The sequence below is a fragment of the Variovorax jilinensis genome, from assembly GCF_030316885.1.
GTDB lineage: Bacteria > Pseudomonadota > Gammaproteobacteria > Burkholderiales > Burkholderiaceae_C > Variovorax > Variovorax jilinensis.
This window is the reverse complement of record NZ_JASZYQ010000002.1, coordinates 385,474-398,306: the sequence shown is the minus strand read 5'-3', so window position 1 is coordinate 398,306 and position 12,833 is coordinate 385,474. Positions and strand designations below refer to the sequence as shown.

Here is a 12,833-nt window from a genome sequence, read left to right as displayed (position 1 = left end):
CGCGTCGTCAGGCCGAAGCCTCGACCCGCGGCGCCGCAGGCGGCCGCTCGCGCGTGACCCGGTTGAACAGCGGCGTCGCCAAGAGCGTCGTGACGATCGCCATCAGCACCAGGATCGAGAACAGCCCGGGCAGGATCACGCCCGCCTGCAGGCCGATGTTGATGATGATCAGCTCCATGAGGCCACGCGCGTTCATGAGCGAGCCGATCGCCATCGCATCGCGCGGACTCTCGCCCGCGAGCCGGGCGGCGGCCCAGCAGGCGATGCCCTTGCCGCCGAACGATGCCGCGAGGATCGCGATCGCGCCGACCAGGATCGCCGGATCCATCAGCACCGCGAGCCGCGTGTTGAGGCCCGAATAGGTAAAAAACATCGGCAGCAGGAAGATCACGACGAAGGGTTGCAGCTGCTCGCGCAGCTTCTGCGTCAGCAGGCCGCGCGGCAGCACCGCGCCGAGCAGGAAGCCGCCGAAGACCGCGTGGATGCCGATCGCGTCCATCGCGAAGGCGCTCAGGCAGAACAGCGCCAGCACCAGCGCCAGCAGCGACGGGCTCAGCGGCGCGTCGGGCCGCACGTGTTCGCCCAGCCTGCGCAGCAGGCGCGAGCCCACGAACACCATGAAGAGCGCATAGGCGACGCCGCCGCCGATCGCCGCATAGGCGCCGCCCCAGGAGCCGCCGAAGCTCGCGAGCACCACCGCCAGGATGCACCAGGCCGCCGCGTCGTCGACCGCGCCCGCAGTGAGCGCCAGCGTGCCGAGCGACGTGCCCGCGAGGCCGCGCTCGTGGATGATGCGCGCCAGCATCGGAAAGGCCGTGATCGCGATTGCGGCGCCGAGGAACAGCGCCGCTTCCAGCGGCTTGGCGCGCTCCGAGAACAGGCCCGGAATCTCGTGCAGCCAGGGCGTGAGCGCGAACGCAAGGACGAAGGGCACCACGATGCCGGCCACCGACACCGAGGCGGCGCTGCGGAAGCGGCTCTTGAAGTGGTCCGAACGGAACTCGGTGCCGACCAGGAACATGTACATGCCGACGCCGAGTTGGCCACCGACGTACAGCATGCCGAGCGTCTCCTTCGGGAACAGCGCGCGCTGCATCTCGGGCAGGAAGAGCCCGAACAGCGAGGGCCCGAGCGCGACGCCGGCAATCATCTCTCCGACCACCTGCGGCTGACCCAGGCGCTGGGCGAGCCGGCCGACCAGCTGGCACACGGCGATGATGACTGCGACCTGGAGGAAGAAATAGACGGAGAGTTGCGTGATGGGCATGGCACCGATTCTGCCGCCACCTTGCGCCGATCCCGGCTGCGGAATGTTTCAGGCCGCCGGCAGGAGCCCGGTCGCCACCGTCGGATAGCGCAGCCGCAGCCGAAGCTCGCGCTTGAGCCGCGTGTTGTCGAGCCGGCGCGATTCGCCCATGAAGCTCAGCAGCGAGAGCGGCAACCGGGCCTGGGCCTCGTCGCGCGCGATGCGCGGCGGCATCGGCAGGCCGTACAGGCGGGCCGCAAGCTCGATGTAGTCGCCCATCCTGATCTCGCTGTCGTCGCTGGCATGGAAGGCGCGCATCGTGCCGCCGCGCCACAGCGCCGCCACGCAGGCGCGTGCGAGGTCGTCGGCATGGATGTGATTGGTATAGACGTCGTCCTCGGCACGCAGCACCGGCGTGCCGCGAGCCAGGCGCTCGCGTGGCGTGCCGCCTTCGCGGTCGGGCGCGTAGATTCCCGGGATGCGCAGGATGCGCACCGCGACGCCGGCGCGGCCTAGCCAGCGCACGGTCCGCTCGGCGTCGACACGGCGGTGCGCGCGCGGCGTGTCGGGGCGCAGCGCGCGCGTTTCGTCGATGCGCGCGCCGCCGCAATCGCCGTACACGCCGCTGGTCGATCCGTAGACGAAGGCCGCGGGCAGGCTGCGCTGGCGCAGGGCGCGCACCAGCGCCAGACTGCGGGCGTCGTGCCACCAGCGGCCGTCCTCCTCGACCCGCGCCGGCGGCGCCAGGTGCAGCACGCGCGTGGCCAGCCCGGCGAGCCGGCGCAGCGTCGACGGACGGTCCAGATCAGCCACCAGCGGCCGGATGCCGGCCTGCCGAAGCGCCGGCACGCGCGCGGGCGTGGAGGTCAGCGCGATCAGGTTGACGCGGCCCCCGAGCAGGCGCGCGGCACGCAGTCCGACGTCGCCGCAGCCCACCAGCAGCACGCGCTGCCGGCGAAAGCGCGAAGGCAGCGCGCCGAGGGGGCTGTTGATTGAGGGCAAAATCCGGTCTCCCTTTAGAGCAAGAGAACGAAGAATACCCATGACCAGCGCAGCGCCGAGCGAAGCGGGCTTCCAGATCACGGTCGAGCCCAGCGGTCGCCAGTTCGCGGCCCACGCGGACGAGACCATCCTCGCGGCCGGCATCCGCCAGGGCATCGGCCTGCCCTACGGATGCAAGGACGGCGCCTGTGGCTCCTGCAAGTGCCGGAAGCTGTCGGGCACCGTGACGCTCGGCCCGCACCAGAGCAAGGCCCTCAGTGCGGAAGAAGAGTTGGCCGGCTACGTGCTGACCTGCTGCGCGCGGCCCGAGAGCGACGTGGTGCTCGAGTCGCGGCAGGTCACCGAGGCCGGTGCCTTCCCGATCCGCAAGATGCCGGTCCGCGTGCTGTCGCTCGCACGGCAGTCGCACGACGTGGTGCAGTTGCGGCTGCAGCTGCCGGCGGGCGAACCGCTGCAGTTCCATGCCGGACAGTACGTGGAATTCATCCTGCGCGACGGCACGCGGCGCAGCTATTCGATGGCCAATGCGCCCCACACGCTGCAGGTGGCGGGCACCGGCATCGAACTGCACATCCGCCACCTGCCGGGCGGCAAGTTTACCGACCACGTGTTTGGCGCCATGAAGGAAAAGGAGATTCTTCGCATCGAGGGCCCCTACGGCAGCTTCTTCCTGCGCGAGGACTCCGACAAGCCGATGGTGCTGCTGGCCTCCGGCACCGGCTTCGCGCCGATCAAGGCCCTGCTCGAACACATGCTGTCCAAGGGCATCGACCGGCCAGCCACGCTCTACTGGGGCGGCCGCCGGCCCGAGGACCTCTACATGGACGAATGGGTGCGCACCCTGCTGCCGCAGATGCCCAACCTGCGCTACGTGCCCGTGGTCTCGAACGCGGTGCCCGAGGACGACTGGCGTGGCCGGACCGGCTTCGTGCACCGCGCGGTGCTGGAAGATTTCGACGACCTCTCGAACCATCAGGTCTATGCCTGCGGCGCGCCCGTGGTGGTCGATTCCGCCAGGCGCGACTACGTGGCCGAGCGCGCCCTGCCCGAGGACGAATTCTTTGCCGACGCCTTCACCACCGAGGCCGACAAGGCCCTGCCCTGAATCCCTTCCCTGCAAGAACCCGATGAACAAGAGACAACTGCTTTCGACGCTGCTCGGCGCCGCCGCCCTGATGGCCACCGGCCATGCCGCCGCCCAGCAACAGCCACAACGGCCAATCCGCCTGATCGTTCCCTACGCGCCGGGCGGCCCCATCGACGTCACGGCGCGCCTGCTGGCCGAGCGGGTCAAGGATTCGCTCGGCACGGTCATCATCGACAACAAGCCCGGCGCCGGCGGCAACATCGGCGCCGATGCCGTCGCCAAGGCCGCGCCCGACGGCCTCACGATCGGCATTGCGGCCACCGCCACGAATGCGGTCAACCCCTGGCTCTACGCCAGGATGCCGTACAACGCGGCCACCGACTTCGCGCCGATCACGCAGATGGTGCGCGTGCCGAACGTGCTGGTGATGAATGCCGAGACCGCGCAGCGGCTCAAGATCAACACGCTGCCCGACCTCATCGCCTACGCCAAGGCCAACCCCGGCAAGCTCAACTACGGCAGCGGCGGCAATGGCAGTGCGGGCCATCTCGCGGGCGAGCTGTTCAAGAAGGAAGCCGGCATCTTCGCGGTGCACATTCCGTACAACGGCGGCAACCCGGCCCAGCTCGCGCTGCTGTCGGGGCAGGTCGACTTCAACTTCGACAACCTCGCGACCGCCGCGCCGAACATCCGCTCGGGCAAGCTCAAGGCGATCGCGGTGACGACCGCCGAACGCAGCAGCGCGCTGCCCGAGGTGCCGACGGTGGCCTCGACCCTGAAGGGCTTCTCGATCGATACCTGGTGGGGCCTGGTGGCGCCGGCCGGCACGCCGCCGGACGTGGTCGCCAAGCTCAATCAGGCCTTCGTCGCCGCGCTCGAATCGCCCGAGACCAGGACCCGCTTCGCGACGCTGCTGGCGGAGCCCGTGGCGACCACGCCCGAGCAGTTCGGCGCCTTCATGAAGAGCGAACTGGGCAAGTACGAAAAGGTCGTCAAGGCGACCGGCGCGAAGGTCGACTGAGCGACTATTCGCCGAGGTACGCGGCGCGTACCTTCGGGTCGCTCAGCATCGCCTTGGCGTCGCCGCTCATGGTGATCAGGCCCGACTCCATCACGTAGCCGCGGTCGGCCAGTTGCAGCGCGCGGCTCGCGTTCTGCTCGACCAGCAGCACGGTCACGCCCTGGTCGTAGACCTGCTTCACGACCTCGAAGATCTTGTCGACCATGATCGGCGACAGGCCCATCGAGGGCTCGTCGAGCAGCAGCACCTTGGGACGCGCCATCAGCGCGCGGCCCATTGCCAGCATCTGCTGCTCGCCGCCCGACATGGTGCCGGCCAGCTGCGTCGCGCGCTCCTTGAGCCGCGGAAAGGTCGCGAACACGCGCTCGATGTCCTTGGCGATCTCGGCCTTGTCATTGCGGATGTAGGCGCCGATCTGCAGGTTCTCGGTGATCGTCATGCGCGTGAACACGCCGCGGCCCTCGGGCACCATCACGAGGCCCTCGCCGACCAGGTCCCAGGCGCCGCGTCCCTTGATGCTCTTGCCGAGGAATTCGATCTCACCGCCCAGGAAGGGCAGCGAGCCCGTGATGGCCTTCATGGTGGTGGTCTTGCCGGCGCCGTTGGAGCCGATCAGCGAGACCAGCTCGCCCTCGCGGACCTCGAAATCGATGCCCTTCACGGCCTGGATGCCGCCGTAGGCGACCTTCACGCCGCTCACTTTCAGCAGTGTCTGTGCCATCTCAATGTCCTCCCGTGCCGAGGTAGGCCTCGATCACCTTTTCGTTCTTCTGTACGTCGGCGGGCGTGCCCTCGGCGATCTGCTTGCCGTAGTCGAGCACCGTCACGCGGTCGCACAGGCCCATCACGAGCTTCACGTCGTGCTCGATCAGCAGGATGGTGCGGTTGTCGTTGCGGATGCGGTCGATCAGCTCGCGCAGCATGACCTTCTCGGTTGCGTTCATGCCGGCCGCCGGCTCGTCGAGCGCGATCAGCTGCGGGTCGGTGGCGAGCGCGCGCGCGATCTCCAGGCGCCGCTGGTCGCCGTATGACAGCGTGCGCGCCTTGTAGTCGGCGAACTTGCCGATGCCCACGTACTCGAGCAGCTCGTGTGCGCGTTCGGTGATCGCGTGCTCCTCGGCCTTGAAGCCGCCGGAGCGGAAGATCGCGCCGAAGACGCCCGAATGGGTGCGCACGTGGCGACCGACCATCACGTTCTCGAGCGCGGTCATCTCGGCAAAGAGACGGATGTTCTGGAAGGTGCGCGCGATGCCGGCCTTGGCGACCTCGTGCACCGCAGTCGGCTGGTAGGGCTTGCCGGCCAGCTCGAAGCTGCCGCTGTCGGGCGTGTAGAGCCCGGTGATGACGTTGAAGAAGGTGGTCTTGCCGGCGCCATTGGGGCCGATCAGGCCGTAGACCTGTCCGCGCATGATCTTCATGCCGACATCGGAGAGGGCCTGCAGGCCGCCGAAGCGCTTGGAGATGCCGCGGACGTCGAGGATGGTTTCAGTCATGTTGTTGCGTCCTCGCTCACGGATTGATCGACATCGGACGCGCGGGATCGCCTGGAACCTCGTCGGCAGGCGTCTCGATGCCCGGGGCCGCCGCCGGCATGCCGGAGGCCGGCGCCGTGCCGCGCCGCGCGAGCGACTTGCCGTGCTCGGGCGAAGGCCAGAGGCCGCGCGGACGCACCAGCATGATGATGATCATCGCGAGCGCAATGAAGAGCTGGCGCAGGATCGAGGCGTCGAGCCGGCCGCCGGTCATCGACTGCAGCGGGCCTGCCACATAGCGCAGCACCTCGGGCAGCGCCGCCAGCAGTACGGCGCCGAGGATCACGCCCGGCAGGTGGCCGATGCCGCCCAGCACCACCATCGAGACGATCATCACCGACTCCATGAGGCTGAACGACTCGGGCGACACGAAGCCCTGGAACGACGCGAACATCGCGCCCGACACGCCGCCGAAGCTCGCGCCCATGCCGAAGGCCAGCAGCTTCATGTTGCGGGTGTTGATGCCCATCGCCTTGGCGGCGATCTCGTCCTCGCGGATTGCCATCCAGGCGCGGCCGATGCGCGAGACCTGCAGGCGGTGCGAGATGATGATCGTGAAGATCACGAAGGCGAGGAACAGGTAGTAGTAGAGCGTGACCGACGAGATCGTGAAGTCGCCGATCTTGAGCGCCTTGCCCAGGTTGAGGCCCCAGAAGTGCACCGGCTCGATCGCCGTGATGCCCTTCGGTCCGTTCGTGATGTTGACCGGGTGGTCGAGGTTGTTCAGGAACACGCGGATGATCTCGCCGAAGCCGAGCGTCACGATCGCGAGATAGTCGCCGCGCAGCTTGAGCGTGGGTGCCCCGAGCAGCGCCCCGAACAGCCCCGCCACCAGCAGCGCCAGCGGCACCACCACGAGCAGCGGCACGTGCAGCCCGTTCGGGAACATCGCCTTGATGGCCGGGAAGGTGTCGGTCAGGTGCGGCGAATCGAGCAGCGCGAACAGGTAGGCCCCGATCGCGAAGAAGGCCACGTAGCCGAGGTCGAGCAGGCCGGCGTAGCCGACCACGATGTTGAGGCCGAGCGCGAGCATCACGTAGAGCAGCGCGATGTCGGCGATGCGGACCCAGGCATTGCCCTGGGATTGCAGCAGCAGCGGCAGCGCGAGCACCGCGATGACGCCGACGATGTAGAGAGCGAGGTTCTTGCCGTTCTTCATGACGTGCTCCTCAGGCCCGGTCCGCCACGCGCTCGCCGAGCAGGCCCGAGGGCCGCAGCGTGAGCATGATGATCAGCACGATGAAGGCGAAGATGTCGCTGTAGTGGCTGCCCAGCACATTGCCCGTGAGCGCGCCGATGTAGCCCGAGCCGATCGCCTCGATCAGGCCCAGCAGGATGCCGCCGACCACCGCGCCGGCCAGGTTGCCGATGCCACCGAAGACCGCCGCCGTGAAGGCCTTGAGCCCGGGGATGAAGCCCATCGCGTGCTGCGCGATGCCGTAGTTGGACGCATACATCACGCCCGCGACTGCGGCCAGCACGGCGCCGATGATGAAGGTCGCCGAGATCACCATGTCGGGCCGGATGCCCATCAGCGCCGCCACCCGCGGGTTCTCGGCCGTGGCGCGCATTGCGCGGCCGAGCTTGGTGTAGTTGACGAGCCAGGTGAGGATCGCCAGGCAGATCGCGGTCACGCTGAGGATCATCACCTGCGTGGGCGAGATCACGGCGCCGCCGACATGGATCGGCGTGGTCGACAGCAGGTTCGGATAGGCCTTGTTGGTCGGCTTCCAGATGATCATCGCCAGCGTCTGCAGCAGGATCGACATGCCGATCGCGGTGATCAGCGGAGCCAGCTTCGGGCTGTTGCGCAGCGGCCGGTAGGCCACCTTCTCGATCACGAAGTTGAGCGTGGCGGCAACCACGCAGGCAATGATCAACGCGATCAGCAGGATCAACCACCCCGGCGTGCCGGGCATCGATTCCTGCATCAGGCCGATGATGCTCCAACTGGTCAGCGCGCCGACCATGAGCACTTCGCCATGCGCGAAATTGATGAGATTGATAATGCCGTACACCATCGTATAGCCTAAGGCTATCAAGGCGTACATGCTGCCGAGAACCAGACCGTTGATGATCTGCTGCAGCAAGATGTCCATAACGAAAGTCCCTTTGTGTGTAGCCGCCTTCGATTGACGGCTAGCCGACCCGGCGCACCGGTTTGGCGTCCTGGTTTCACTTAGCAAAAAACCCGCCAGCATGTGACGACGGCGGGTTAAGTGGCGGGATTGTAATGACGCCGCATCGCCGTTCTGGTGCGCATTCGACCGGGTTTTCCCGCTGGCGCACAGGCAAAGGGCAGTTCGTCGGCTCCAAAGTACCGTTGGCGGTGCATGGGCTTCTCCCGCGCGGAGGCGGCCGTCAGCCGTCCGTCGGAAACCGTTCAGTCGGCCGCGTCGTCGTTGCGTTTTCGCAGATCGCGCAGCTTCTCGGCGATCCGGATCTCGAGGCCGCGCTCGACCGGGCGGTAGAAGGAAGGCGCGGCCATGCCCTCGGGCAGGTAGTTCTCGCCCGCCGCGAAGCCGCCCTCCTCGTCGTGCGCGTAGCGATAGCCACGGCCGTAGTCGAGCTGCTTCATGAGCTTGGTCGGCGCATTGCGCAGATGCATCGGCACCGGTCGCGTGCCGTCCGACTTGATGAAGGCCTTGACCTCGTTGTAGGCCTTGTAGACCGCGTTCGACTTCGGCGCCACCGCGAGGTACACCACGCACTGGGCCAGCGCCAGCTCGCCTTCGGGCGTGCCGAGCCGCTCGTACACTTCGGCCGCATCGAGGGCCATCCGCAGTGCGCGCGGGTCGGCCAGGCCGATGTCCTCGCTCGCCATGCGCACCAGCCGGCGCGCCATGTAGCGCGGGTCGGCGCCGCCGTCGAGCATGCGCACGAACCAGTACAGCGCCGCATCGGGATCGCTGCCGCGCACGGACTTGTGCAGCGCCGAGATGGTGTCGTAGAACTGCTCGCCGCCCTTGTCGTAGCGGCGCAGCCGCTCGCCCAGCACGCGCAGCAGCCAGTCGTCGGCGATGCGCTCGAGCTTCTCGGCCGTGGCCGCCACGGCCAGCGTCTCGAGCGTGTTGAGCAGGCGGCGGGCATCGCCGTCGGCATAAGCGACCAGCCGTTCGACCGCCGAGTCCTCGATGGCCGGCACGGCCCCGATCGCCTGCGCCCGCGCCACGATCTGCTGCAGGTCGTCCTCGTTCAACGGCTGCAGCACGTAGACCGCGGCCCGCGACAGCAGCGCCGAGTTGACCTCGAAGGACGGGTTCTCCGTGGTGGCGCCGATGAAGGTGAAGAGGCCCGATTCGACGTGCGGCAGGAAGGCGTCCTGCTGGCTCTTGTTGAAGCGGTGCACCTCGTCGACGAAGACGATGGTGCGGCGCTGCTCAAGTCCGTCGCGCGCCGCAGTGGCGCGCTCGACCGCCTCGCGGATGTCCTTCACCCCACCGAGCACCGCGCTGATGCTCAGGAACTGCGCATCGAAGGCATCGGCCATGAGTCGCGCGATGGTGGTCTTGCCGACGCCGGGCGGGCCCCAGAGGATGCACGAGTGCGGCTGGCCCGATTCGAAGGCGATGCGCAGCGGCATGCCCGCGCCCAGCAGGTGCTGCTGGCCGATCACGTCTCCCAGCGTCCGCGGGCGCAGTCGTTCGGCGAGGGGTTGGTGGGTGCTCGTTGCCATGGAGGGATGGCGCCAGTGTCGCCGGACGAGAGGCCCGGGCGCGTCGGCGACCGGCTCGACCGGTGGGCGGCTACTGGCGGATCAGGTCGGCGCCGCTCGGCACCTTGAACTGGAAGGTCGACGCGGGCAGCGCGGGGTTGACCTCGACCTTGCCGAACCTGAGCACCGAGCGCTGGCCGAAGCTGTCGAGGATCTCGAGCGCCGCGAGCGCGTCACCCTGGAAGCCGACCTGCACGCTTTGCAGCTGCCCGTCCTTGTTCTTCGGCGTCGCCTTGACCCACTGGAGCCCGTCGCGCTCGGGCTGGTTCTCGAGCGCGAAGTCGGCCTGCAGTGCGCGCAGGTCGGGCGCGGCGGCGACCAGCGCCGCGGGCGTCGAGCCCAGGGCCTGCGCCTGCTGCCGCTGCGTGACCTGGCTCAGGTCGGCGTCATAGAGCCAGAGCGTTTCGCCGTCGGCCACGATGCTCTGCACGAAGGGCTTCTTGTAGTCGAAGCGAAAGCGCCCCGGCCGCTGGAACTCGAAGCTGCCGCTCGACACCTTGGCGCGCGCCGCCTGGCCGTCCCTGGGCGGGGCGGTCACGGTCTGGGTGAACTCGGCACGGCCCGACTTCGCGTTCTTCACAAAGGCCTCGAGGCTTTCCAGGCCGGTGGCCGCCGCCGAAGCGGCCATCACCGCCAGCGCAACACTCGCAATCAATCTCGTCATCGACTCTCCAATGCAAGGGGCGGCGCAGCCAGCCCCCTTCGGGAAATGCCGCGGAACCGGCTTCGCCGGGCCGCAGGCGTTGCCCCCGGCAGGGGGTGGGCGGGCTACACGAAGTGAGCCAACCTGGGGGCGAGCTCATTCCGTCCTTGCCGGCACCAGGATCTCGCGCTGGCCGCTGCCGCTCATCGCGCTCACGAGGCCTGCGTTCTCCATGTCCTCGACCAGCCGCGCGGCGCGGTTGTAGCCGATCTTCAGGTGGCGCTGCACGAGCGAGATGCTGGCCTTGCGGTTCTTGAGCACCACCTCGACCGCCTGGTCGTACATCGGGTCTTTCTCGCCGCCGCCATCGCCACCGCCCTCGCCGAGCAGGTCGCCGTCACCATCGACGGTACCGCCTTCGAGCACGCCCTCAATGTAGTCCGGTTCCCCCTGCGACTTGAGGTACGCGACGACACGGTGCACTTCCTCGTCGCTCACGAAGGCGCCGTGCACGCGCACCGGCAGGCCGGTGCCGCTCGGCATGTAGAGCATGTCGCCCATGCCCAGCAGCGCCTCGGCGCCCATCTGGTCGAGGATGGTGCGCGAGTCGATCTTGCTCGACACCTGGAAGGCGATGCGGGTCGGGATGTTGGCCTTGATCAGGCCCGTGATCACGTCGACGCTGGGCCGCTGCGTGGCCAGGATCAGGTGGATGCCGGCCGCGCGCGCCTTCTGCGCGAGCCGCGCGATCAGCTCCTCGATCTTCTTGCCGACCACCATCATCAGGTCCGCCAGCTCGTCGATCACGACCACGATGTGCGGCTCGCGGCGCAGCGGCTCGGGGCTGTCGGGCGTGAGGCTGAAGGGGTTGTAGATGAACTCCTCGCGTGCCTTGGCCTCGTCGATCTTGGTGTTGTAGCCGGCCAGGTTGCGCACGCCGAGCTTGCTCATGAGCTTGTAGCGGCGCTCCATCTCGGCCACGCACCAGTTGAGGCCGTGGGCCGCCTGGCGCATGTCGGTCACGACCGGCGCCAGCAGATGCGGGATGCCTTCATAGACCGACATCTCGAGCATCTTCGGGTCGATCATGAGCAGGCGCACGTCGCGCGCCTCGGCCTTGTACAGGAGGCTCAGGATCATCGCGTTGATGCCGACCGACTTGCCCGAGCCCGTGGTGCCGGCCACCAGCACGTGCGGCATCTTGGCCAGGTCGGCGACCACCGGATTGCCGATGATGTCCTTGCCCAGGCCCATCGTGAGCATCGACTTGCCCTCGTTGTAGACCTGCGAGCCCAGGATCTCGCTGAGCTTGATCGACTGCCGCTTGGCGTTCGGCAGCTCGAGCGCCATGTAGTTCTTGCCCGGAATGGTTTCCACCACGCGGATCGACACCAGCGACAGCGAGCGCGCCAGGTCCTTCGCGAGGTTGACGATCTGCGAGCCCTTGACGCCGGTGGCCGGCTCGATCTCGTAGCGCGTGATCACGGGGCCCGGGGAGGCCAGCACCACGCGCACCTCGACGCCGAAATCCTTGAGCTTCTTCTCGATCAGGCGCGAGGTCATCTCGAGCGTGTCGGCCGACACCGTCTCCTGGCGCGCCTGCGCCGCGTCGAGCAGGTCGACCTGCGGCAGCTTGCTGTCGGGCAGCTCGCGGAACAGCGGCTTCTGGCGTTCCTTGGCCACCCGGTCGCTCTTGGGCACCTCGGCGAGCGCGGGCTCGATCTGCACGGGCGGTGCAGGTGCCCGGCGCTTGGGGCGCGGCAGGATGCGCAGTTCCTCGTCGGGACCGTCGTCGAGTCCCGGGTCGATGTCGACCGCGGACAGTTCCTCGCGCTCGCGCACGGCCTGCTTGCCCATGGCGATGTCCTGTGCGATCTCGCGCTTCTCGCGCCGCGACTCGAACAGCGAATAGAGCCGCATGCCGATGCGCTCGGCGATCTGGCCCCATGAGAAGCGGAACACCAGCGCCGAACCGATCACGCCGGCAGCGATCGCGATCAGCGCCGAGCCCGTGAAGCCCATCCACTTGACGCTGGCCGGGCCGACCAGGTAGCCGAGCACGCCGCCACCGTGGCCCGGCAGCCGGAATTCGAGCCGATAGAGCCGGGACCACTCGAGCACCGCGCTGGCACACAGCAGCAGCACGAGGCCGAACCAGAAGGCCAGCCGGCTGCGGTTGAAGCGGCCGCGCGGCGGCGGCGGCTCGGCCGCGTCGACCTCGCCGCCGCGCATCCAGCCGGCCAGGGAGGACAGCCAGACGCGCAAGCCGGCGGCCAGGCACCACCAGATCGAATAGCCGGCCAGGAAATAGCTGGCATCGGCCAGCCAGGCGCCGATTCGGCCGCCCCAGTTCTTGATCTCGCCGCCGGTGCCCGACGTCGACCAGGCGGCGTCGGAGGGCGCGAAGCTCAGCATCGCGAGCAGCCAGAACAGCAGGGCCACGAAGCCCGCGATCAGCGTGATCTCGTGCGCGAAGCGCATCGCGCGCAGCCGCACGGGCTGCGCGTCGCCCGGCGCGGCGTTTTGGAGGGTGTTCAGCGAATAGGTCATGAAAGGCACGCCGTCCGGCCCGCGATGGCGGGCAGGC

11 protein-coding genes are annotated in these 12,833 nt (G+C 68.3%); 2 read left to right on the top strand and 9 right to left on the bottom strand.

From position 1 onward, the window contains the following. Window positions 1–7: 7 nt before the first annotated feature. Complete coding sequence (locus tag QTH87_RS08975; RefSeq protein ID WP_286608574.1) at window positions 8–1,267, bottom strand: cation:proton antiporter; 1,260 nt, start codon at window positions 1,265–1,267, stop codon at window positions 8–10. A gap of 48 nt (window positions 1,268–1,315) precedes the next feature. Then, window positions 1,316–2,248, bottom strand: coding sequence for an NAD-dependent epimerase/dehydratase family protein (locus QTH87_RS08970; protein WP_286608573.1), 933 nt, complete (start codon window positions 2,246–2,248; stop codon window positions 1,316–1,318). A gap of 40 nt (window positions 2,249–2,288) precedes the next feature. Here QTH87_RS08970 and QTH87_RS08965 point away from each other — a divergent pair, with 40 nt between their 5' ends. After that, window positions 2,289–3,353, top strand: a complete 1,065-nt coding sequence (locus QTH87_RS08965) for a CDP-6-deoxy-delta-3,4-glucoseen reductase (RefSeq protein ID WP_286608572.1) — start codon at window positions 2,289–2,291, stop codon at window positions 3,351–3,353. A gap of 22 nt (window positions 3,354–3,375) precedes the next feature. Further along, window positions 3,376–4,356 (top strand): Bug family tripartite tricarboxylate transporter substrate binding protein, encoded by a 981-nt coding sequence (locus QTH87_RS08960; protein ID WP_286608571.1) that lies wholly within the window; start codon window positions 3,376–3,378, stop codon window positions 4,354–4,356. 4 nt (window positions 4,357–4,360) lie between these two features. Here QTH87_RS08960 and QTH87_RS08955 read toward each other — a convergent pair whose 3' ends face one another. The 7 genes from QTH87_RS08955 to QTH87_RS08925 form a co-directional block, all read right to left on the bottom strand. Beyond that, entirely contained in the window at window positions 4,361–5,077 is a 717-nt protein-coding gene (locus QTH87_RS08955) for an ABC transporter ATP-binding protein (protein WP_286608570.1), read from the bottom strand. Between the two features lies 1 nt (window position 5,078). Further along, window positions 5,079–5,849 (bottom strand): ABC transporter ATP-binding protein, encoded by a 771-nt coding sequence (locus QTH87_RS08950; protein ID WP_286608569.1) that lies wholly within the window; start codon window positions 5,847–5,849, stop codon window positions 5,079–5,081. Window positions 5,850–5,865: 16 nt separating this feature from the next. Continuing rightward, window positions 5,866–7,047 (bottom strand): branched-chain amino acid ABC transporter permease, encoded by a 1,182-nt coding sequence (locus tag QTH87_RS08945; protein ID WP_286608568.1) that lies wholly within the window; start codon window positions 7,045–7,047, stop codon window positions 5,866–5,868. 10 nt (window positions 7,048–7,057) lie between these two features. Continuing rightward, window positions 7,058–7,987 (bottom strand): branched-chain amino acid ABC transporter permease, encoded by a 930-nt coding sequence (locus QTH87_RS08940; protein WP_286608567.1) that lies wholly within the window; start codon window positions 7,985–7,987, stop codon window positions 7,058–7,060. Between the two features lie 284 nt (window positions 7,988–8,271). Next, window positions 8,272–9,564 (bottom strand): replication-associated recombination protein A, encoded by a 1,293-nt coding sequence (locus QTH87_RS08935; RefSeq protein ID WP_286608566.1) that lies wholly within the window; start codon window positions 9,562–9,564, stop codon window positions 8,272–8,274. Window positions 9,565–9,634: 70 nt separating this feature from the next. Further along, window positions 9,635–10,267: an outer membrane lipoprotein periplasmic chaperone LolA gene (lolA, locus tag QTH87_RS08930; RefSeq protein WP_286608565.1), complete on the bottom strand. Its 633-nt coding sequence runs from the start codon at window positions 10,265–10,267 to the stop codon at window positions 9,635–9,637. Between the two features lie 135 nt (window positions 10,268–10,402). Next, on the bottom strand, window positions 10,403–12,796 hold the full coding sequence (locus QTH87_RS08925) for a DNA translocase FtsK (protein ID WP_286608564.1): 2,394 nt from the start codon (window positions 12,794–12,796) through the stop codon (window positions 10,403–10,405). Window positions 12,797–12,833: the final 37 nt, after the last annotated feature.